The following is a 19759-nucleotide window of genomic DNA, read 5'->3' as shown; positions in this document are numbered from 1 at the left end:
TTGGAAAGCAATATGCCGTATACACCGATGAGCGATCTTGGACAGCAGGGCCTGTTTGACATCACGCGCACACTTTTACAGCAGCCCGATCTCGGCGCGCTGAGCGATGCCCTGACCCGGCTGGTCAGGCAATCTGCGCTGGCGGACAGCGCCGCGATTGTGCTGTGGCATAGCGGAACGCATCGCGCGAGCTACTACTCAACGCGTGATAACGGCAAAGCGTTTGAGTATGAGGACGAAACGTACCTCGCGCATGGCCCGGTGCGCCGTATACTCTCCCGGCCTGAAGTGCTGCACTGCAATTTTGCGGAGTTCAGGATGGCGTGGCCAAGACTGGCGGAGAGCAATCTCTATCAGCCTTTCGGGCATTACTGCATGCTGCCGCTGGCGGCAGAGGGACAGATTTTTGGCGGCTGCGAGTTTATCCGCACGACCGACCAGCCCTGGAGCGAGGCGGAGTACGAGCGCCTGCATACCTTTACCCAGATAGTGGCCGTCGTTGCGGAGCAGATCCAAAGCCGCGTCACCAACAACGTGGATTACGACCTGCTGAGCCGCGAGCGCGACAACTTCCGCATTCTGGTCGCCATCACCAACGCCGTGCTGTCGCGCCTCGACATGGATGAGCTGGTCAGCGAAGTCTCGAAAGAGATCCACCACTATTTCAAAATCGATGCCATCAGCATTGCGCTTCGCGGCCATCGCAAGGGCAAACTGAACATCTACTCTACCCACTATCTTGATGAGGCCAATCCGGCGCACGAGCAGAGCGAGGTCGATGAGGCCGGTACGCTCTCCGAGCGGGTGTTTAAAAGCAAAGAGATCCTGCTGCTCAACCTCAACGAACAGGATCCGGTGGCCCCTTACGAGCGAATGCTGTTCAACACCTGGGGTAACAAAATTCAGACCCTGTGCCTGCTGCCGCTGATGTCCGGCAACACCATGCTGGGCGTGCTGAAGCTGGCGCAGTGCGAGGAAGGCATCTTTACCACCGCCAACCTGAAGCTGCTGCGCCAGATTGCCGAGCGTATCTCCATCGCGCTGGATAACGCCCTCGCCTATCAGGAAATTCATCGTCTGAAAGAGCGGCTGGTGGATGAGAACCTGGCCCTGACCGAACAGCTCAACAACGTGGACAGCGAGTTTGGTGAAATCATCGGGCGCAGCGACGCCATGTACAGCGTGCTCAAGCAGGTTGAGATGGTGGCGCAGAGCGACAGCACGGTGCTAATCCTCGGCGAAACCGGTACGGGTAAAGAGCTGATTGCCCGCGCTATCCACAAACTGAGCAACCGCAACAGCCGCCGGATGGTGAAGATGAACTGCGCGGCGATGCCTGCGGGACTGCTGGAAAGCGATCTGTTCGGCCACGAGCGCGGCGCCTTTACCGGGGCCAGCAGCCAGCGGCTGGGGCGTTTTGAGCTGGCGGACAAAAGCTCGCTGTTCCTCGACGAAGTGGGCGATATGCCGCTGGAGCTACAGCCGAAACTGCTGCGCGTCCTGCAGGAGCAGGAGTTTGAGCGCCTTGGCAGCAACAAGCTGATTCAGACCGACGTACGGCTAATTGCCGCCACCAACCGCGACCTGAAAAAAATGGTCGCTGACCGAGAATTTCGAAGCGATCTCTATTACCGCCTGAACGTCTTCCCGATCTGCCTGCCGCCGCTGCGTGAACGCCCGGAAGATATCCCGCTGCTGGTCAAAGCGTTTACCGCAAAGATTGCGCGGCGGATGGGCAGGAACATCGACAGCATTCCTGCCGAAACGTTACGTACGCTCTCGTCAATGGAGTGGCCAGGCAACGTGCGCGAGCTGGAAAACGTCATCGAACGCGCGGTGCTGCTGACGCGCGGTAGCGTGCTGCAGCTGTCGCTGCCTGAAGTTTCTCTGCCAGACGAGCGCCTCGTGGCGACGGAAGTGGCGCAGGCAGGCGAAGACGAATACCAGCTCATTATGCGCGTACTGAAAGAGACCAATGGCGTGGTGGCTGGGCCTAAGGGCGCAGCGCAACGTCTGGGACTGAAGCGCACCACTCTGCTTTCACGCATGAAGCGTCTGGGGATTGATAAAGAGAGCCTGGTCTAACCGGCGACAGCAGGTGGCGCTATTTTTTGGGACGGTATTTTTCCGGTAATTCCGGGACCGAACGGCGGTCATCAAGCAGATGGCGGAGAGTCAGAATCGGGTGACGCCATAGCATACGAGGCCCAGCCCAGCGCATCACCTGCTTCATTTCTTCGCGCTTAGCCGACGGGTAGCAATGTACCGGACATTGCTTACAGGCTGGCTTTTCCTCTCCAAAAACGCATTTATCGAGGCGCTTATCGGCATAAGCCGTCAGCGCCTGATAATGCCCTTCCTCCTGAGAGGCTTGAGGACAGCGCTTTTCATACAGGGCGATCATTTTGGCGATCGTCTCTTTTTCTCGTGAGATGCGTTTACCTGACATAACGGATTACCGAAGCTAAAAGTGCATTTATAATACCCTTTTATCTTCAGGATTTCAGGTGTTGCATTTCGTTTTCTGAAGCCGCCTTCCAGAATTAAGCCTATCCGGCGTGACGTTTACTGTTATTTTATACAGGCAAAACGCAGGCCTGTGACCCGCATCAACTGGAGGCACCATGCAAGAGATCGCTATCAGCAAACCCTATCGCCATTTAAAAGTGGGCTATTTCCGCAAGCGCCATGAAGATCGTAAAACCAAAATTCCGCGTCGCTACAGTATGCACGCCGCCCTGAGCCTGAAAGGCGACTGGCTTGAAAAAGCGGGTTTTACGACCAATTCACGCGTCAGGGTGGACGTCGGACAGGGAAAAATCGTCATTGAGCTCATGACGGAAGAGACTGAGCGATGACGCTGCCGGGTATCCGGCAACCCAGGGCACTCCCCTGTTCAGCGTGCGCAGAAGAAAATGGGGCGTTTGCCGACGGAGAACATAAATCCCCTGGAGCCTTGTTTTGTAATGGAATAGTTCATTTTTTTGTTTGGATAAACAAAAAAGTCGGGCAGAACATCGCTGATAACTTCACTGGACAGTGATTCATCATCATTCACATGATGAATATTGATCGACGTAAAGTGGAAGGAGTCCTTGTTTTCCGTCCAAACATAGGAGACGTCTCTGCGGATAATGCCTGCCACTTTGTCGTTTTTATAGTACGTACCGCTTACCGCGACGATGCCGGTTTGCTTCTGCAGCGTATACATGAAGTCCAGCGTGATATGGGCGCGTACATCTTCATGGTAAACAACGATTGATGCCGAACAGGCTTCTGTATTCTCAACTTTTTCAAGGCGTAAATGATATAACCAGGCGATCAACGCGCCCGCGACAAAAAACACCAGGAACATTAACACTGTCATCCTTTTCGTCATTGCATATATCCCCTGAAATACAACGTCATGCATCCTGCATTGGCTTTTTTCTCATAAGGGGCTCTGCAAACAAGTACCGATAAGGCTGGCGCGTTGCTTGATGAGGAGAAATACACCCACGGATATTTTTTACAATCAAGCCCGGTATTCATGATTATTTTAATAAAGCGTGAAAAATTCCCGATACTTTTAATGTCATCATTTTGCGAGAAAAAATGGCAACCGTTTTCGGTTCGGTTAATGGTGTAATCTCTGAAAAAATCTTTTTCCGGATTATCACGTAAAACGTGGTGTAACGTGAAAAAACCCAAAGCAAACGAGATGGCCATTAATAGCGCAGGAATGAACAGGCGACGTAATGGCCGCTGCGTTTTCTTTTCAACCGGCTCAACCGGCACATCAGGAACACTGGCGACGGTTTTTTCAGGAAAATCAACGGAGTGCACTTCCGGCGACATCAGTTCTGCGGGTTCATCTGAGTCAACAACGTTTGTTTCAACGCGGGTCACTTTCACGCTTTTGTGAATCTGAAACCCTTTTCTCGGCACCGTCGCGACCAGCGTGTCGCTCGTCTCTCCTGCCGAACGCAAACCGCGTCGGATTATAGAAATATTCTGATAAAGTGTATTTGCCGGAACTATCATTCCGTCCTCGCCCCACACTTTATCGAAAAATTCCTTCTGATTCACAACTTCCGGGGAAGATTCCAGCAGAAGAGCGAGACAACGCGTTGCAGGTGTCGTCAGAATTACGCTCAGCTCAGGTTTAGTTAAAGAAACGAGTAAGTTTTTCTCTGGACAAAATTTAATATTATCGTTAATTATCCAAAACATATGCTACTCACTCGACAATAAACAGAATCTGGAAGCTGTTGATATTGATGGTAATTATACGCCGGGATTATTTCCTGTCAAAGCAAGAAGTTACCCTAAAAATGAGGTTATTAAGGCTCTTCTGAAGAGTGAATTTCTAACAAAATAATACGTTTACGCTGTGCAACGATTAATGATGAGACGGCCCGGATGCGGGGGCAGTTTTTTCTCTTTTAAGCGTAGTGAGTGATACCCCACCTGTACGACCTCCGCCCGTTAAGCACCACGCTTTTCTGCATAGATGGAATGAGGTACGCACTTTAGTCGAAAGAGCCTTCTCCTTCTGTTTTCCTGCCATACAGACTTCGTTATCATGGTCACTAAACGTTGCATGATAAGACGCTCAGGATTTCATGAGTTCCAATGAGACAGGAAGACGCCTGACAATAAAAAACCCAACTCATTGAAAGTTAATAAAATGGACACGATACGCTAATGAGTACACTAGAGAATTTCGACGCACATACCCCCATGATGCAGCAGTACCTGAAGCTGAAAGCACAGCATCCGGAAATTCTGCTGTTTTACCGTATGGGCGACTTTTACGAGCTCTTTTATGACGATGCTAAACGTGCGTCGCAGTTGCTCGACATCTCCCTGACCAAACGCGGCGCATCAGCAGGTGAGCCCATCCCTATGGCCGGTATCCCGCATCATGCGGTGGAAAACTATCTGGCGAAACTGGTGAATCAGGGGGAATCCGTCGCCATTTGCGAGCAGATTGGCGATCCCGCCACGTCAAAAGGCCCGGTTGAGCGCAAAGTCGTGCGCATCGTCACGCCCGGAACCATCAGCGACGAAGCGCTGCTGCAGGAACGCCAGGATAACCTGCTGGCCGCACTCTGGCAGGATGGCAAAGGGTTTGGCTATGCGACGCTGGATATCAGCTCCGGGCGTTTTCGCCTGAGTGAGCCGGCTGACCGCGAGACGATGGCTGCCGAATTGCAGCGTACTAACCCGGCAGAGCTGCTCTACGCCGAAGATTTCGCTGAAATGGCGCTGATTGAAGGTCGTCGTGGCCTGCGTCGTCGTCCGCTGTGGGAATTCGAAATTGATACTGCGCGTCAGCAGCTCAACCTGCAGTTTGGCACGCGCGACCTGATTGGCTTTGGCGTGGAAAACGCCCCGCGCGGACTGTGTGCGGCAGGCTGCCTGCTGCAATATGTAAAAGATACCCAGCGTACTGCCCTGCCGCATATCCGCTCTATCACCATGGAGCGCCAGCAGGACAGCATCATCATGGACGCCGCCACGCGCCGTAACCTGGAGATAACCCAGAATCTGGCGGGCGGCATTGAAAACACCCTGGCTTCCGTCCTCGACAGTACCGTTACGCCGATGGGCAGCCGCATGCTTAAGCGCTGGCTGCATATGCCGATTCGCGACACTAATACGCTTATCGGCCGCCAGCAAACCATCGCCGCTTTGCAGGACAGTTACACCGAATTACAGCCGGTGCTGCGCCAGGTGGGCGATCTGGAGCGTATCCTCGCCCGTCTGGCTCTGCGTACGGCACGCCCGCGCGACCTCGCGCGTATGCGCCATGCTTTCCAGCAGCTGCCGGAACTGCGCGCTCAGTTGGGCAACGTCGACAGCGCACCGGTGCAAAAATTGCGCGAAACGATGGGCGAATTCACCGAGCTTCGCGAGCTGCTTGAGCGCGCCATCATCGATGCGCCTCCGGTTCTGGTGCGCGATGGCGGCGTGATTGCCCCCGGGTATAACGAAGAGCTGGACGAGTGGCGCGCGCTGGCTGACGGCGCAACGGACTACCTTGATAAGCTGGAGATCCGTGAACGCGAGCGTCTGGGTCTTGATACCCTGAAAGTGGGCTATAACGCGGTCCACGGATACTACATTCAGATCAGCCGCGGGCAAAGTCACCTGGCACCGATTCACTACGTGCGCCGCCAGACGCTGAAAAACGCTGAACGCTACATTATTCCCGAGCTGAAAGAGTACGAGGACAAAGTCCTCACCTCGAAAGGAAAAGCGCTGGCGCTGGAAAAGCAGCTGTATGACGAGCTGTTCGACAGGCTGATGCCGCACCTGGCCGATCTGCAGCTAAGTGCCGCCGCGTTGGCCGAACTGGACGTGCTGGTCAACCTGGCTGAACGCGCTGAAACGCTGAACTATACCTGCCCGACCTTTACCGACAAGCCCGGCATTCGCATTACCGAAGGGCGTCATCCGGTGGTGGAACGCGTGCTGAACGAACCGTTCATCGCTAACCCGCTTAGCCTGTCGCCTCAGAGGCGCATGCTGATCATTACCGGACCAAACATGGGCGGTAAGAGTACCTATATGCGTCAGACGGCGCTGATTGCGCTGCTCGCCTATATCGGCAGCTACGTCCCCGCGCAACACGTGGAGATTGGCCCAATTGACCGCATCTTTACCCGCGTCGGGGCTGCGGACGATCTGGCGAGCGGTCGCTCAACCTTCATGGTCGAGATGACCGAAACGGCCAACATTCTGCATAACGCGACCGAGCACAGTCTGGTGCTGATGGACGAAGTTGGGCGCGGGACGTCTACCTATGATGGTTTGTCCCTGGCGTGGGCCTGTGCGGAAAGCCTCGCGAATAAAATCAAGGCTATGACGCTGTTTGCGACCCATTATTTCGAACTGACGCAGCTACCGGAGAAAATGGAAGGCGTGGCGAACGTGCACCTTGATGCGCTGGAGCACGGCGACACCATTGCCTTTATGCACACGGTGCAGGATGGCGCGGCGAGCAAGAGCTATGGCCTGGCCGTCGCGGCGCTGGCAGGTGTACCGAAAGAGGTGATCAAGCGCGCGCGGCAGAAACTGCGTGAGCTGGAAAGCCTGTCGCCGAACGCGGCGGCGACCCAGATTGATGGTACGCAGATGTCGCTGCTGGTGCCTGCGGAAGAGACGTCGCCAGCGGTGGAAGCGCTGGAGAACCTTGACCCGGATTCGCTGACGCCGCGTCAGGCGCTGGAGTGGATTTACCGGCTGAAGAGCCTGGTTTAGTTTTCTGCGGTCTTTTGCCCGGTGGCGCTGCGCTTACCGGGCCTACGGGTTTTGTAGGCCGGGTGAGGCGAAGCCGCCACCCGGCAAAACAGATCGCACGATGTTATCGCCCGGTAAGCGCTGCGCCACCGGGCTTTTTTTTACAACAGCGGCGGGATCGTCGGCACCTGCGGTGCCTCATCAATATCCTTCTGCGTCATGCGGAACGCTTCCGGGTAGTGCTCGCGGCTGGTACGGCGCAGTGGTTCGGTATTGCGCCAGGTATACAAACAATGCTGGCACTGGTAAACGGTCCAGACCCCTTTCACCGGTGACGTCGCCATCACTTCAATATGCTCATCGGCACAACGTGGACAAATCATCTTTTCCTCCTTATTGGCGTGCTGCCAGCATCGCGGTCAATTTTTCAGCCCAGGCTTTGGTTTCAGGCAGATCCTGTACCGGCTGGCTGTAGTGCCCACGGGTGTCCGGTGCAACCGGCGTGGTGGCATCAATAATCAGCTTGTCGGTAATGCCCGCCGGGCTGGAGCCAGGGTCAAGTTCAAGCACCGACATGTTCGGCAGCTGCACCAAATCCCCTGCAGGGTTGACCTTCGATGACAGCGCCCACATCACCTGCGGGAGGTTGAACGGGTCGACATCCTCATCCACCACGATCACCATCTTCACGTAGCCCAGGCCGTGCGGCGTGGTCATGGCGCGCAAACCGACGGCACGAGCAAATCCGCCGTAACGCTTTTTGGTGGAGATAATCGCCAGCAGGCCGTGGGTGTACATCGCGTTCACCGCCTGCACTTCCGGGAATTCTGCTTTTAGCTGCTGGTAAAGCGGTACGCAGGTTGCCGGGCCCATAAGGTAATCAATCTCGGTCCACGGCATGCCGAGGTAGAGCGACTCAAAAATCGGTTTGGTGCGGTAAGAAACTTTGTCGATACGCACAACCGTCATGTTACGGCCGCCGGAATAGTGTCCGGTAAACTCGCCGAACGGCCCTTCGATTTCACGCTTGCGGCCTTCAATCACCCCTTCCAGGATCACTTCAGAACCCCACGGCACGTCGAAGCCGGTCAGCGGCGCGGTGGCAATCGGGTACGGGCTTTCACGCAGCGCACCGGCCATTTCGTACTCTGACTGGTCGTATTTCAGCGGCGTCGCGCCCATCAGCGTGATGATCGGATCGTTGCCGAGGGTAATGGCAATCGGCAGATCTTCACCGCGCTCTTCCGCTTTATGCAGATGCAGAGCGATATCGTGCATCGGCACCGGCTGCAGGCCGAGCTTGCGCTTGCCCTTCACTTCCATGCGGTAGATGCCGACGTTCTGCTTGCCGAAGTGGTCCGGGTCGAGCGGATCGCGCGAGACGACGCACGCTTTATCGAGATAAAAACCACCGTCACCGTCGTTCAGGCGAAACAGCGGCAGAATGTCGAACAGGTTGATCTCTTCACCATCCACCGAATTCTGCGCCCAGGCCGGGTTAGCGCGGCGCTCTGGCGTAACGGGGAATTTATCCCAGCGTCGAATAAACTCGTCGATCTGCTTTTTCACCGGGGTGTTAGCAGGCAGCCCCATCGAAATGGCGTGGTTCTGCCAGGAGCCGATGGTGTTCATCACCACGCGGGCATCGGTAAAGCCGCGAATGTTGTCGAACCACAGCGCGGGCGCGCCGTCGCCTATGCGCCCGGTCGCGTTGGCGGCCGCCGCCAGATCCGGCTCGGCGTTCACCTCTTCCTCAATTTTCAGCAGCTGCCCTTGCTCATCGAGCGCCTGCAGGAAGCTTCTCAAATCATCAAATGCCATCGTTATTCTCCTGTGAAAAATGTTTCGCCTCCCGCAAGCCGTTCCAGCGGCGCGCCTTTTTATGCTCCAGACCAAACTGGTCGAGCACGCGGGTCACGATATGCTGGGTGATGTCATCAGCGGTTTGCGGGTGGTTGTAATAGGCCGGCATGGGCGGCACCATCGCCACACCCATGCGGGAAAGTGCAAGCATGTTCTCAAGATGAATGGTGCTGAGCGGCGTTTCACGGGGAACCAACACCAGCTTGCGCCCCTCTTTCAGCACCACATCCGCCGCGCGCCCCACCAGCCCCTCGGCGTAGCCCGCGCGGATGCCCGCCAGCGTTTTCATGCTGCAGGGAATGACGATCATGCCGTCGGTGCGAAACGAGCCGGAGGAGATGGTAGCGGCCTGGTCAGCCGGGCTGTGAACAACGTCAGCCAGTGCGGCAACGTCCTGCGCGGCGTAAGGCGTTTCCAGCTCAATGGTGGTTTTTGCCCACTTAGACATCACCAGATGGGTTTCCACCTCCGGCATGTCACGCAGTGCCTGCAATAAAGCCACACCCAGCGGCGCCCCCGTTGCTCCTGTCATTCCTACTATCAATCTCATTCAGTACCTCAATCATTTTGTTCGTATACGAACATATTGATTAACCTACTCCTGGAACCTGTTCATGACAAGATCGTTCGCATACGATCACACTAAATGCTAAAAACTCCCGCGTTATAATCCAGGGCGTTAGCGGCTATCATAGAGTGTGATTTTTTTCGTCGGAGTGTTCATGGAACTAAGACAAGAAGCGTTCCACCTGTTGCGCCAGCTTTTTCAGCAACATACTGCGCAATGGCAGCATGCTTTGCCGGAGCTGACCAAGCCGCAATATGCGGTTCTGCGCTCAATTGCCGAACATCCGGGCATCGAACAGGTGGCATTGACCGAAGTGGCGGTCAGCACGAAAGCGACGCTGGCAGAGATGCTCAGCCGCATGGAAGCGCGTGGCCTGGTAAAACGCGAGCACGATCCCGCAGATAAGCGCCGCCGGTTTGTCTTCCTGACGCCAGAAGGTGAAGCCCTGCTTGCAGGCTGTAAACCGGTCGGCAACGAGGTGGATGAGGCGTTTTTAGGACGCCTGACCAAGGCCGAACGCGAGCTATTTTCTGCGCTTATCAAAAAGATGATGCACGACTAGTTCACCCTCGCACGCATAAAATCGATAAACTTTCGGACTTTCGCGGGCACGTGTTGGGCATCGGGATAAACCGCATAGATGCCCTGCCGTGCAAAGGTGTAGCCGGGTAATACCGACGCCAGTTGCCCTGCATATTGCAGACGACGGGGCATTCTGCTCTTACTGAACGTCAGTTCGGCAACGCCAGCGCTGTTAATCGTCAGCTAAGCTTTTTTGCGGCAACTCTGCTACTGGCGCAGGTGCTGAGCATTGCGCAGGTTTATCTTGCGCCGCTCGTTGCCTGGCACGGGATGTTATTTTTGCCGCAGGCATCACTTTAGTGCCTGTATTGTACGTTTCTCGTCTTAACACGATGCAGGTGCTCAGCCAGCTGCGACAGGAGAATTCATGACGCTTTTTGAACACGACATTATCGACCTCCACATTGCGCTTGAAAACTGGTTAGGCAAAGGTGAAGGTGATGCTGAAACCTTGCTCACCCGCTTTCGAGCGGATTTTCTGATGATACCACCGGGCGGCGCGCATCTTGACCATCACGCCCTTGCCCATTTTCTCGACGCCCAGCGCGGAAGCCGACCCGGTCTGAAAATCATCATTGATGAACTCACCACGACAGAAGCCTGGGATAACGGCGCAGTGCTTCACTATCGGGAAACACAAACCCGCCCCGATATGCCGGTAAACGTGCGCTGGTCGACGGCGGTGCTGAATCAGGAAGGCGACAGGATTACGTGGCGTCTGCTGCACGAGACGGCGGCACAGCCGTAACACAAAAGAAAAAGGCCCGTCTCACGACGGGCCTTTTTGACGAAAGGTTGCTTATTCGCGGAATAGCGCTTCGATATTCAGACCTTGCCCCTGCAGGATTTCACGCAGGCGACGCAGACCTTCAACCTGAATCTGACGAACACGTTCACGGGTCAGGCCGATTTCACGGCCGACGTCTTCCAGTGTCGCAGCTTCATACCCCAGTAAACCGAAACGACGTGCCAGCACTTCACGCTGTTTGGCGTTCAGCTCGAACAGCCATTTGACGATGCTCTGTTTCATGTCATCGTCCTGCGTGGTGTCTTCCGGGCCGTTGTCTTTTTCGTCGGCCAGGATGTCCAGCAGCGCTTTTTCGGAGTCGCCACCCAGCGGGGTGTCAACGGAGGTAATGCGCTCGTTGAGACGCAGCATACGGCTTACGTCATCAACCGGTTTATCAAGCTGTTCGGCAATCTCTTCCGCGCTTGGTTCGTGGTCCAGCTTATGGGACAACTCGCGCGCGGTACGCAGATAGACGTTCAGCTCTTTGACGATGTGGATCGGCAGTCGAATCGTACGGGTTTGGTTCATAATTGCCCGTTCGATGGTCTGACGAATCCACCAGGTCGCGTAGGTTGAGAAGCGGAACCCGCGTTCCGGGTCAAATTTCTCAACTGCGCGGATGAGACCTAAGTTGCCCTCTTCAATCAGGTCCAGCAGAGCCAGACCACGATTGCCGTAACGGCGAGCAATTTTCACGACCAGTCGCAGGTTACTTTCAATCATGCGACGACGCGAGGCAACATCACCACGCAAAGCACGACGTGCGAAATAGACTTCTTCTTCGGCCGTTAACAGTGGGGAGTAACCAATCTCCCCAAGGTAAAGCTGAGTCGCGTCCAGTACACGCTGTGTGGCGCCCTGCGATAACAGCTCTTCTTCAGCCAAATCGTTATCACTGGGTTCCTCTTCTACTAAGGCTTTTTCGTCAAAAGCCTCTGCTCCGTTCTCATCAAATTCCGCATCTTCATTTAAATCATGAACTTTCAGCGTATTCTGACTCATAAGGTGGCTCCTACCCGTGATCCCTGAACGAGACACCCTGGCTGGCATGCCCCGTCAAATTATCGCTGCGGCAGATACTGCAGCGGGTTTACGGATTTCCCCTTGTAACGAATTTCAAAATGCAAGCGTGTAGAACTGGTTCCGGTGCTACCCATGGTAGCGATTTTTTGCCCCGCCTTAACTTCTTGTTGTTCCCGGACCAGCATTGTGTCGTTATGGGCGTAGGCACTCAGGTAATCATCGTTGTGTTTGATGATAATAAGATTACCGTAACCGCGCAGAGCGTTACCGGCATAGACAACGCGTCCGTCTGAGGTCGCGATGATAGCCTGTCCCTTACTCCCTGCGATATCGATCCCTTTATTTCCACCCTCGGAGGAAGAGAAGTTTTCGATAACCTTGCCGTCAGTCGGCCAGCGCCATGCAGAGATAGGCGAACTGGTGGAGGTACTGCTGGCAGTCGGTTCAGTAGAGCTAACCACAGGTGCCGTAACAGGTGCTGTGACAGCAGTCGCAGTCCCTTTATTATTCGGCAACATTTTGTTAGCACTCTGATCACCTGAATCCTCAGAATACGTAATTACAGGTTGTGAAGCAACCACCGTGGTGGATTTTTGTGCAGGCACGACGCTGTTATTTTGTGCGGTCACATCCGCCGCAGAAACAGTGTTCCCCGGCGTGAGTGGCGTACCCGTCGCGTTGCCCACCTGGAGCGTTTGGCCGACTTCCAGGCCATACGGGGCCTGCACGTTATTGCGCTGTGCCAGATCGCGGAAATCGTTCCCGGTGATCCAGGCAATATAGAACAGCGTGTCGCCGCGCTTCACGGTGTAGGTGCTGCCGCCGGTATAGCTCCCTTTCGGAATGTTCCCATACTTGCGGTTGTACACTATGCGGCCATTTTCCGTCTGAACAGGTTGTTCAACTGGCTGAATCTGCGTTGGCTGCGTGGTTGGACGCTGAACCGGCTGGATTTGCGGAGTTTGCTGCGCCGTAGAGGTGCCCATTTTAGGCGGAGGAGTGATCAACATTCCGCTGGACGTGTTACCCGAGCCGCTGTTCCCGCCGACGGAGCTTACAGGCGCAGGTGCGTTATTCGAACTTGTACAGCCTGCCAGCCAGAGCGAAACCAGTGATAATGCCGCAACACGGCTGATGGTGAATTTTGGGCTTCCCGCGCTCATTTATCCCCCAGGAATGTGTTAACTACCAGTGACTTAAAAATAACCGTGATGGCACGAACCTTTTGCGCCACACAATACGCTGAATTTGCCTTAATAACCCTGGATAAATCCGAGTCTCAGGCCAGCTCTCCCTTAACCAGAGGCACAAAGCGTACGGCTTCGACGGTATCGATAATAAACTCGCCGCCACGCCGACGAACACGCTTCAGAAGCTGGTGTTCATCGCCCACGGGCAAGACGAGAATGCCGCCTTCATCCAGCTGCGACAAGAGTGCTACCGGGATCTCCAGCGGTGCGGCCGTGACGATAATGGCATCAAACGGGGCGCGAGCCTGCCAACCCTGCCATCCATCACCGTGACGTGTTGAAACATTATGTAAATCAAGTTGTTTCAGGCGACGACGCGCCTGCCACTGTAAACCTTTGATGCGTTCGACGGAACAAACATGGCGAACAAGATGCGCGAGGATCGCGGTTTGGTACCCCGACCCGGTGCCAATCTCCAGCACGCGGGACTCCGGCGTTAACTCCAGGAGTTCCGTCATGCGCGCCACCATGTAGGGCTGAGAAATGGTCTGGCCTTGCCCGATAGGCAGCGCCACGTTTTCCCACGCTTTGTGCTCAAACGCCTCGTCTACAAACTTCTCGCGCGGAACCTGGGCAAGCGCATCCAGCACATGCTCGTTGGTGATCCCCTGAGCGCGAAGTTGTTCCAGAAGAGTTTGTACACGTTTGCTTACCATTGCACGTTCACCCCGACCCGATCTAACCAGTCCGACACCACATCATGCGCGCTATACGCGGTTAAATCTACGTGCAGTGGCGTAACGGAAACATACCCTTCATCTACAGCTGCGAAGTCCGTATCTGGACCGGCATCGCATTTTTCGCCCGGAGGCCCAATCCAGTAGAGAGTATTGCCGCGCGGATCCTGCTGCGGAATAACCTGGTCAGCAGGATGACGGCTGCCACAGCGCGTCACGCGGATCCCCTTGATCTCATTAAGCGGGAGATCGGGTACGTTGATATTCAGGATACGGCCCGTACGCAGGGGTTCGCGCCCCAGCGCGCGGAGAATCGAACAGGTGACCGACGCCGCCGTGTCGTAATGTGTATGGCCGTTAAGCGAAACCGCCAGCGCCGGGAACCCCAAATGACGCCCTTCCATCGCTGCAGCCACGGTACCGGAGTAGATCACGTCATCGCCGAGATTGGGTCCGGCATTGATACCTGACACTACGATGTCCGGGCGCGGGCGCATCAGCGCATTCACGCCGAGAAACACGCAGTCGGTCGGCGTGCCCATCTGTACGGCGATATCGCCATTTTCAAAGGTAAAGGTGCGAAGCGACGACTCCAGCGTCAGTGAGTTAGACGCTCCACTGCGGTTACGATCGGGAGCCACAACCTGCACATCCGCAAATTCGCGAAGGTGTTTCGCCAGGGCCTGTATACCTGGCGCGTGGATCCCGTCATCGTTACTCAGCAATATTCGCATAATCACCCGAGGTGTTGATAAGTTCCCTGACAACACTGGTGGCAAAGCTACCTGCAGGTAGCCAGAAGCGTAACTCAACGGTCACGTCATCCCACCAGTTCCAGCTTAACTGCTGCGGGTAGAGCAGCATCGCGCGGCGTGCTGCTTCGACTTTTTCCCGCACCAGCAGTGATTGTAATTCCGGCGCGTCCGCGACGGCTGACTGCTCGGCAGCGAGCGCGTCGCCCTGCGTGCCCCAGTCGCCCGTACCGGGCAGCGCGGCCGTAATCATCAGCGCTTTAGCGTCCACACGAGACTGGACATCGGCCATTTCATCTGCCGTTGCCACAAACCAGCTTCCGCGTCCCGCTAATTGTAGCGCATCGCCGACAACAACTTGATTAGCGTCCGATTTTTTCAGACGTTCGCTCACAATCTGATTAAACAACGCACTGCGGGCCGCAGACAACCAAAAACTGCGTTTATTCCTGTCGCGCACCGGCGCGTCGCTTTGCGCCCAGCGCAGCGCGCCCTGCAGGTTGCTGCCACCGATACCAAAACGCTGTGCGCCAAAGTAGTTCGGTACGCCGCGTTCGTTTATCGCCTGTAGGCGCTTTTCAACGTCTTCGCGGTGGGTCACTTCACGCAGCACCAGCGTAAAAGCGTTGCCTTTCAACGCCCCCAGACGCAGCTTGCGCTTGTGGCGGGCATATTCCAGTACCTTACAGCCCTCAAGCTCAAATTTGCTTAAATCAGGCATCGTATTGCCGGGAACGCGCGCGCAGAGCCACTGTTCGGTGACGGCGTGTTTATCTTTCTGCCCGGCAAAGCTCACCTCGCGGGCATGAATTTTAAGGAATTTTGCCAGCGCGTCGGCCACAAACCGAGTATTGCAGCCGTTTTTAAGAATACGCACCAGGATATGTTCGCCTTCGCCATCCGGCTCAAAGCCCAGATCCTCCACCACGAGGAAATCTTCCGGGCTGGCTTTCAGCACCCCGTTCCCCTGCGGTTTACCGTGCAGGTATGTCAGGTTGTCAAAGTCCGTCATTTGCTCGCCTTCACCAGCAGCGCCACGGCTTCACAGGCAATGCCTTCGCCACGGCCCGTGAAGCCCAGCTTCTCGGTAGTGGTCGCTTTGACGTTCACGTCGTCCATGTGGCAGCCCAGATCTTCCGCGATAAACACGCGCATCTGCGGAATATGCGGCAGCATTTTCGGTGCCTGAGCGATGATGGTTACATCGACGTTACCCAGGGTATAGCCTTTGGCCTGAATGCGGCGCCACGCTTCGCGCAGCAGTTCGCGGCTGTCTGCCCCTTTAAATGCCGGGTCGGTGTCCGGGAACAGCTTGCCGATATCGCCCAGCGCGGCAGCGCCCAGCAGCGCATCGGTCAGCGCATGCAGCGCCACGTCGCCATCAGAATGCGCCAGCAGTCCTTTTTCGAAAGGAATACGTACGCCGCCAATGATAATTGGGCCTTCTCCGCCAAAGGCGTGTACATCAAAACCGTGTCCAATTCGCATTATGCCTTCTCCTGATGGGTCGAACGGGTAAGATAAAATTCCGCGAGCTGCAAATCTTCCGGGCGCGTCACTTTTATATTATCAGCGCGCCCTTCAACAAGCTCAGGGTGAAAACCGCAATACTCCAGCGCCGAGGCTTCGTCCGTGATGGTCGCACCGTCTTCAAGCGCACGCGTCAGACAGTCGTGGAGCAGTTCGCGGGGGAAAAACTGTGGCGTCAGCGCGTGCCATAAATCAACGCGCTCAACGGTATGGGCGATAGCCTGTTTGCCCGGCTCGGCGCGCTTCATGGTGTCACGCACAGGGGCAGCCAGAATCCCGCCAACCTTGCTTGTTTCGCTCAGGGCCAGCAGGCGAGCAAGATCGTCCTGATGCAGACACGGGCGCGCCGCGTCATGTACCAATACCCACGAGGCGTTTCCGGCAGCCTGAATGCCCGCCAGCACGGAATCGGCGCGCTCGGCGCCACCGTCAACGACGGTAATCTGTGGGTGGTTTGCCAGCGGGAGCTGCGCGAAGCGCGCATCGCCTGGGCTGATGGCGATGACCACGTGCGTCACCCTCGGGTGCGCCAGCAGCGCCGCCACGGCGTGCTCAAGGATCGTTTTATCGCCAATTGAAAGGTACTGCTTGGGACATTCTGTCTGCATGCGCCGGCCAAAACCTGCGGCCGGCACCACGGCACAGACGTCCGAAAAAGTTGCTGCCATGTCGTAATCCTGGGCCTGATTATCGATTGTTTTGTGCTGAGCCCTGATTGCGTTTAGACGCATCCGGAACCAGACGATAAAAAGTTTCGCCCGGCTTAGTCATACTGAGTTCATTGCGTGCGCGTTCCTCAATCGCCTCTTGCCCGCCATTGAGGTCATCAATTTCAGCAAAGAGTTGATCGTTTCGCGCCTTGAGTTTGGCGTTTGTTGCCTGCTGAGCCGCGACGTCATCGCTTACCCGGCTATAGTCGTGCAGCCCGTTCTTGCCGAACCACAGCGAATATTGCAGCCAGACCAGCAAAGCCAGCAACAGCAGCGTTAGTTTACCCATCCTGCCCCCTGAAAAAACGGCATCATCATCCCATAACTTTCCGTTCGACTCTACTCCGGGGTTTTAATTATGTCGCAAGTTAGCCCATCAGCCATAAAAACAGCAGGCCAAACATCACCACAACGGTCACAATCGTGATAACCGTACTATACAGGAGTCGGCCATTGAAGAGGGAGTGCAGCGCAATACCCACCACGACCGCCACGGGCATCAGCGCCAGGAAGAAAGGCCAGGTATAGAGGAAGAAGAACAGCGTGTTACCGCCGTAAATGAGAAACGGGATGCCCAGCGCCAGTAACCACGAGATAAAGCCGACAATGGCCCCGGGGAAGGACCAGGTCGTCTCGTCGTCGGTCGTTAACGGCTCCGACCCGGTGGTGATAATGTAGTTTTCACTGTTGCGCATAGCTGATCCTGTGACCATGACTCATCGTTCGGGAAGACAGCTCCCGAACGATACCGTCTCAGGATCTGATAATATCGTCCCGTCTGAGCAGGTCTAATAATTGGCTTACTAAATTTGTTACCAATTGTTGACCTTCCAGGTGAATCTCTGGCGATTCAGGCGCTTCGTAGACCGCGTCAATGCCGGTGAAGTTACGCAGTTCTCCGGCACGGGCTTTTTTGTACAGCCCTTTCGGGTCGCGCGCTTCGCAAATCTCCAGCGGCGTATCGACAAACACCTCGACAAAGCGATCCTGACCCACGCGTTCGCGCACCGTCTGGCGCTCGGCGCGGTGCGGAGAGATAAACGCGGTCAGCACCACCAGCCCGGCGTCAGCCATCAGGCTGGCGACTTCGCCCACCCGGCGGATGTTCTCTTTGCGGTCATCGTCGCTAAACCCCAAATCGCTGCACAGGCCGTGGCGCACGTTGTCACCATCCAGCAGGTAGGTGCTGACGCCCTGCTGATGCAACGCCTCTTCCAGCGCGCCCGCCACCGTCGATTTGCCCGAGCCGGACAGCCCGGTAAACCACAGCACAACCCCACGGTGACCGTGGAGCTGTTCGCGCTGGGCGACGGTCACCGGATGAGGATGCCAGACGACGTTCTCATCATGGGCGGCCATTACTTGCCTCCCAGCAGATCGCGTGCGCCCCAGTGCGGGAAGTGCTTGCGCACCAGCGCGTTCAGTTCCAGCTCGAAGGCGCTGAATTCAGACGCCACGGCAGCCTGTTCTTTAGGCTCGCGCACCATACCGGCCCCGACGGTCACGTTGGTCAGCCTGTCGATAAAGATGAGCCCCCCCGTCACCGGGTTCTGCTGATACGGATCCAGCACCAGCGGTTCGTCGAAGGTCAGATCGACCAGACCGATGCCGTTCAGCGGCAGTTCGGTAACCTCGCGCTGGGTCAGGTTGTTGATGTCCACCTGGAACTGAATACCGTCCACGCGGGCGCGGGTTTTCTTGCCGGCAATTTTGATGTCGTAGCTCTGCCCCGGCGTCAGCGGTTGCTCCGCCATCCACACCACATCCACGGAGGCCCCCTGTACGGCGGCCAGCGTTTCCTGGGCATCCACCAGCAGATCGCCCCGGCTGATATCAATTTCGTCTTTCAGCACCAGGGTTACCGCTTCACCGGCGCCCGCTTCCTGCAGGTCACCGTCGAAGGTGACGATGCGGGCGATGGTGGATTCCACGCCTGATGGCAGCACCTTAACGCGCTGGCCGACCTTCACGAAGCCTGACGCGAGGGTGCCGGAGAAGCCGCGGAAATCGAGGTTTGGACGGTTCACGTACTGTACCGGGAAGCGCATCGGCTGGGTGTCGACCACGCGCTGGATTTCAACGGTTTCCAGCACTTCCAGCAGCGTCGGGCCGCTGTACCACGGCATGTTTGCGCTCTGGGAGGCGACGTTATCCCCTTCCAGCGCCGAAAGCGGTACAAAGCGAATATCCAGGTTGCCCGGCAGCTGTTCGGCAAAGGTCAGGTAGCTCTGGCGGATCTCCTCGAACTTCTCTTCGCTGAAGTTCACCAGATCCATCTTGTTGACCGCCACCACCAGGTGTTTGATCCCCAGCAGCGTCGAGATAAAGCTGTGACGACGGGTCTGATCCAGCACGCCTTTACGCGCGTCCATCAGCAGGATCGCCAGGTCGCAGGTAGAGGCCCCGGTTGCCATGTTACGGGTGTACTGCTCGTGCCCCGGGGTGTCGGCAATAATAAATTTGCGCTTCTCGGTAGAGAAGTAGCGGTAGGCCACGTCGATGGTGATGCCCTGCTCGCGCTCCGCCTGCAGGCCGTCTACCAGCAGGGCCAGGTCGAGTTTTTCACCCTGGGTACCGTGACGCTTGCTGTCGTTATGCAGGGAAGAGAGCTGATCTTCGTAAATCTGGCGCGTATCGTGCAGCAGGCGGCCAATCAGGGTACTTTTCCCGTCATCCACGCTGCCGCAGGTCAGAAAACGCAGCAGGCTTTTGTGTTGCTGCGCGTGCAGATACGCTTCCACGCCGCCTTCGTTGGCAATTTGTTGAGCAATAGTGGTATTCATGGCG

Annotated in this window: 22 protein-coding genes and 1 pseudogene; 5 read left to right on the top strand and 18 right to left on the bottom strand. The window is 56.2% G+C overall.

All coding sequences use genetic code 11. The annotated features are described in order from the left end of the window. The first annotated feature begins 12 nt into the window (after positions 1 to 12). On the top strand, positions 13 to 2085 hold the full coding sequence (gene flhA, locus KK102_RS14865) for a formate hydrogenlyase transcriptional activator FlhA (RefSeq protein WP_216357904.1): 2073 nt from the start codon (positions 13 to 15) through the stop codon (positions 2083 to 2085). Positions 2086 to 2104: 19 nt separating this feature from the next. Here flhA and KK102_RS14860 read toward each other — a convergent pair whose 3' ends face one another. Then, positions 2105 to 2449 (bottom strand): nitrous oxide-stimulated promoter family protein, encoded by a 345-nt coding sequence (locus tag KK102_RS14860; RefSeq protein ID WP_216357903.1) that lies wholly within the window; start codon positions 2447 to 2449, stop codon positions 2105 to 2107. A gap of 175 nt (positions 2450 to 2624) precedes the next feature. Between KK102_RS14860 and KK102_RS14855 the strand changes: the two genes are divergently transcribed. Further along, entirely contained in the window at positions 2625 to 2858 is a 234-nt protein-coding gene (locus KK102_RS14855; RefSeq protein ID WP_126544868.1) for a SymE family type I addiction module toxin, read from the top strand. Between the two features lie 38 nt (positions 2859 to 2896). Here the strand turns inward: KK102_RS14855 and KK102_RS14850 are convergent, their stop codons facing one another. After that, a complete protein-coding gene (locus KK102_RS14850) occupies positions 2897 to 3379 on the bottom strand; it encodes a hypothetical protein (protein WP_420841346.1) in 483 nt (160 codons plus the stop codon). Next, the gene (locus KK102_RS14845; protein ID WP_216357902.1) at positions 3376 to 4212 is read right to left on the bottom strand and encodes a winged helix-turn-helix domain-containing protein; all 837 of its coding nucleotides are present in this window, start codon (positions 4210 to 4212) and stop codon (positions 3376 to 3378) included. The genes KK102_RS14850 and KK102_RS14845 overlap by 4 nt, the downstream gene beginning before the upstream one ends. Positions 4213 to 4686: 474 nt before the next feature. Here KK102_RS14845 and mutS point away from each other — a divergent pair, with 474 nt between their 5' ends. After that, positions 4687 to 7248, top strand: coding sequence for a DNA mismatch repair protein MutS (mutS, locus tag KK102_RS14840; protein WP_126544870.1), 2562 nt, complete (start codon positions 4687 to 4689; stop codon positions 7246 to 7248). Positions 7249 to 7388: 140 nt separating this feature from the next. Here the strand turns inward: mutS and KK102_RS14835 are convergent, their stop codons facing one another. The 3 genes from KK102_RS14835 to KK102_RS14825 are packed head-to-tail and all read right to left on the bottom strand — an operon-like array spanning position 7389 to position 9640. Continuing rightward, positions 7389 to 7610 carry a non-oxidative hydroxyarylic acid decarboxylases subunit D gene (locus KK102_RS14835; protein WP_033146398.1) on the bottom strand — a complete coding sequence of 74 codons (222 nt, stop codon included), beginning with the start codon at positions 7608 to 7610 and terminating at the stop codon, positions 7389 to 7391. Between the two features lie 10 nt (positions 7611 to 7620). Next, positions 7621 to 9048: a non-oxidative hydroxyarylic acid decarboxylases subunit C gene (locus KK102_RS14830; protein ID WP_126544871.1), complete on the bottom strand. Its 1428-nt coding sequence runs from the start codon at positions 9046 to 9048 to the stop codon at positions 7621 to 7623. After that, positions 9038 to 9640, bottom strand: coding sequence for a non-oxidative hydroxyarylic acid decarboxylases subunit B (locus tag KK102_RS14825; protein WP_126544872.1), 603 nt, complete (start codon positions 9638 to 9640; stop codon positions 9038 to 9040). The genes KK102_RS14830 and KK102_RS14825 overlap by 11 nt, the downstream gene beginning before the upstream one ends. Positions 9641 to 9812: 172 nt before the next feature. Between KK102_RS14825 and KK102_RS14820 the strand changes: the two genes are divergently transcribed. Continuing rightward, complete coding sequence (locus tag KK102_RS14820) at positions 9813 to 10220, top strand: MarR family winged helix-turn-helix transcriptional regulator (protein WP_126544873.1); 408 nt, start codon at positions 9813 to 9815, stop codon at positions 10218 to 10220. Here the strand turns inward: KK102_RS14820 and KK102_RS22250 are convergent. Then, positions 10217 to 10351 (bottom strand): annotated as a pseudogene (locus tag KK102_RS22250) (LysR family transcriptional regulator); the annotation flags it as partial. The gene KK102_RS14820 and the pseudogene KK102_RS22250 sit on opposite strands and share 4 nt — an antisense overlap. A gap of 256 nt (positions 10352 to 10607) precedes the next feature. On the opposite strand from KK102_RS22250, the gene KK102_RS14815 reads away from it, so the two are divergent. Next, positions 10608 to 10988: a DUF4440 domain-containing protein gene (locus KK102_RS14815; RefSeq protein ID WP_126544874.1), complete on the top strand. Its 381-nt coding sequence runs from the start codon at positions 10608 to 10610 to the stop codon at positions 10986 to 10988. 51 nt (positions 10989 to 11039) lie between these two features. Here the strand turns inward: KK102_RS14815 and rpoS are convergent, their stop codons facing one another. The 11 genes from rpoS to cysN all read right to left on the bottom strand — a co-directional run bounded on the left by rpoS (position 11040) and on the right by cysN (position 19755). Beyond that, a complete protein-coding gene (rpoS, locus tag KK102_RS14810; RefSeq protein ID WP_013098493.1) occupies positions 11040 to 12032 on the bottom strand; it encodes an RNA polymerase sigma factor RpoS in 993 nt (330 codons plus the stop codon). A gap of 59 nt (positions 12033 to 12091) precedes the next feature. Further along, on the bottom strand, positions 12092 to 13216 hold the full coding sequence (gene nlpD, locus KK102_RS14805; RefSeq protein ID WP_126544875.1) for a murein hydrolase activator NlpD: 1125 nt from the start codon (positions 13214 to 13216) through the stop codon (positions 12092 to 12094). A gap of 116 nt (positions 13217 to 13332) precedes the next feature. Further along, positions 13333 to 13959 carry a protein-L-isoaspartate(D-aspartate) O-methyltransferase gene (locus KK102_RS14800; RefSeq protein ID WP_216357901.1) on the bottom strand — a complete coding sequence of 209 codons (627 nt, stop codon included), beginning with the start codon at positions 13957 to 13959 and terminating at the stop codon, positions 13333 to 13335. Then, on the bottom strand, positions 13953 to 14714 hold the full coding sequence (gene surE / locus KK102_RS14795) for a 5'/3'-nucleotidase SurE (protein WP_216357900.1): 762 nt from the start codon (positions 14712 to 14714) through the stop codon (positions 13953 to 13955). The genes KK102_RS14800 and surE overlap by 7 nt, the downstream gene beginning before the upstream one ends. Beyond that, positions 14695 to 15744: a tRNA pseudouridine(13) synthase TruD gene (gene truD, locus KK102_RS14790; protein WP_216357899.1), complete on the bottom strand. Its 1050-nt coding sequence runs from the start codon at positions 15742 to 15744 to the stop codon at positions 14695 to 14697. The genes surE and truD overlap by 20 nt, the downstream gene beginning before the upstream one ends. Then, entirely contained in the window at positions 15741 to 16220 is a 480-nt protein-coding gene (ispF, locus tag KK102_RS14785) for a 2-C-methyl-D-erythritol 2,4-cyclodiphosphate synthase (protein ID WP_126544878.1), read from the bottom strand. The genes truD and ispF overlap by 4 nt, the downstream gene beginning before the upstream one ends. Further along, positions 16220 to 16930, bottom strand: coding sequence for a 2-C-methyl-D-erythritol 4-phosphate cytidylyltransferase (ispD, locus tag KK102_RS14780; RefSeq protein WP_216357898.1), 711 nt, complete (start codon positions 16928 to 16930; stop codon positions 16220 to 16222). The genes ispF and ispD overlap by 1 nt, the downstream gene beginning before the upstream one ends. A gap of 19 nt (positions 16931 to 16949) precedes the next feature. After that, the gene (gene ftsB / locus KK102_RS14775) at positions 16950 to 17261 is read right to left on the bottom strand and encodes a cell division protein FtsB (protein ID WP_003862095.1); all 312 of its coding nucleotides are present in this window, start codon (positions 17259 to 17261) and stop codon (positions 16950 to 16952) included. Between the two features lie 79 nt (positions 17262 to 17340). Beyond that, on the bottom strand, positions 17341 to 17667 hold the full coding sequence (locus KK102_RS14770) for a DUF3561 family protein (protein ID WP_042716229.1): 327 nt from the start codon (positions 17665 to 17667) through the stop codon (positions 17341 to 17343). A gap of 58 nt (positions 17668 to 17725) precedes the next feature. Then, positions 17726 to 18331: an adenylyl-sulfate kinase gene (gene cysC, locus KK102_RS14765; protein WP_216357897.1), complete on the bottom strand. Its 606-nt coding sequence runs from the start codon at positions 18329 to 18331 to the stop codon at positions 17726 to 17728. After that, positions 18331 to 19755 carry a sulfate adenylyltransferase subunit CysN gene (gene cysN / locus KK102_RS14760; protein ID WP_216357896.1) on the bottom strand — a complete coding sequence of 475 codons (1425 nt, stop codon included), beginning with the start codon at positions 19753 to 19755 and terminating at the stop codon, positions 18331 to 18333. The genes cysC and cysN overlap by 1 nt, the downstream gene beginning before the upstream one ends. Between the last annotated feature and the right edge of the window lie 4 nt (positions 19756 to 19759).

This window comes from Enterobacter quasimori (assembly GCF_018597345.1).
Taxonomy (GTDB): Bacteria; Pseudomonadota; Gammaproteobacteria; order Enterobacterales; family Enterobacteriaceae; genus Enterobacter; species Enterobacter mori.
The sequence above is the reverse complement of the archived record's forward strand: the minus strand, read 5'-3'. Positions and strand labels throughout refer to the sequence as shown.

Excerpts from the sequence above, each read along its gene's own strand:
- flhA (WP_216357904.1), top strand. The coding sequence starts at position 13 with ATGCCGTATACACCGATGAGCGATCTTGGACAGCAGGGCCTGTTTGAC.
- KK102_RS14860 (WP_216357903.1), bottom strand. The coding sequence starts at position 2,449 with ATGTCAGGTAAACGCATCTCACGAGAAAAAGAGACGATCGCCAAAATG.
- KK102_RS14855 (WP_126544868.1), top strand. The coding sequence starts at position 2,625 with ATGCAAGAGATCGCTATCAGCAAACCCTATCGCCATTTAAAAGTGGGC.
- KK102_RS14850 (WP_420841346.1), bottom strand. The coding sequence starts at position 3,379 with ATGACGAAAAGGATGACAGTGTTAATGTTCCTGGTGTTTTTTGTCGCG.
- KK102_RS14845 (WP_216357902.1), bottom strand. The coding sequence starts at position 4,212 with ATGTTTTGGATAATTAACGATAATATTAAATTTTGTCCAGAGAAAAAC.
- mutS (WP_126544870.1), top strand. The coding sequence starts at position 4,687 with ATGAGTACACTAGAGAATTTCGACGCACATACCCCCATGATGCAGCAG.
- KK102_RS14835 (WP_033146398.1), bottom strand. The coding sequence starts at position 7,610 with ATGATTTGTCCACGTTGTGCCGATGAGCATATTGAAGTGATGGCGACG.
- KK102_RS14830 (WP_126544871.1), bottom strand. The coding sequence starts at position 9,048 with ATGGCATTTGATGATTTGAGAAGCTTCCTGCAGGCGCTCGATGAGCAA.
- KK102_RS14825 (WP_126544872.1), bottom strand. The coding sequence starts at position 9,640 with ATGAGATTGATAGTAGGAATGACAGGAGCAACGGGGGCGCCGCTGGGT.
- KK102_RS14820 (WP_126544873.1), top strand. The coding sequence starts at position 9,813 with ATGGAACTAAGACAAGAAGCGTTCCACCTGTTGCGCCAGCTTTTTCAG.
- KK102_RS14815 (WP_126544874.1), top strand. The coding sequence starts at position 10,608 with ATGACGCTTTTTGAACACGACATTATCGACCTCCACATTGCGCTTGAA.
- rpoS (WP_013098493.1), bottom strand. The coding sequence starts at position 12,032 with ATGAGTCAGAATACGCTGAAAGTTCATGATTTAAATGAAGATGCGGAA.
- nlpD (WP_126544875.1), bottom strand. The coding sequence starts at position 13,216 with ATGAGCGCGGGAAGCCCAAAATTCACCATCAGCCGTGTTGCGGCATTA.
- KK102_RS14800 (WP_216357901.1), bottom strand. The coding sequence starts at position 13,959 with ATGGTAAGCAAACGTGTACAAACTCTTCTGGAACAACTTCGCGCTCAG.
- surE (WP_216357900.1), bottom strand. The coding sequence starts at position 14,714 with ATGCGAATATTGCTGAGTAACGATGACGGGATCCACGCGCCAGGTATA.
- truD (WP_216357899.1), bottom strand. The coding sequence starts at position 15,744 with ATGACGGACTTTGACAACCTGACATACCTGCACGGTAAACCGCAGGGG.
- ispF (WP_126544878.1), bottom strand. The coding sequence starts at position 16,220 with ATGCGAATTGGACACGGTTTTGATGTACACGCCTTTGGCGGAGAAGGC.
- ispD (WP_216357898.1), bottom strand. The coding sequence starts at position 16,930 with ATGGCAGCAACTTTTTCGGACGTCTGTGCCGTGGTGCCGGCCGCAGGT.
- ftsB (WP_003862095.1), bottom strand. The coding sequence starts at position 17,261 with ATGGGTAAACTAACGCTGCTGTTGCTGGCTTTGCTGGTCTGGCTGCAA.
- KK102_RS14770 (WP_042716229.1), bottom strand. The coding sequence starts at position 17,667 with ATGCGCAACAGTGAAAACTACATTATCACCACCGGGTCGGAGCCGTTA.
- cysC (WP_216357897.1), bottom strand. The coding sequence starts at position 18,331 with ATGGCCGCCCATGATGAGAACGTCGTCTGGCATCCTCATCCGGTGACC.
- cysN (WP_216357896.1), bottom strand. The coding sequence starts at position 19,755 with ATGAATACCACTATTGCTCAACAAATTGCCAACGAAGGCGGCGTGGAA.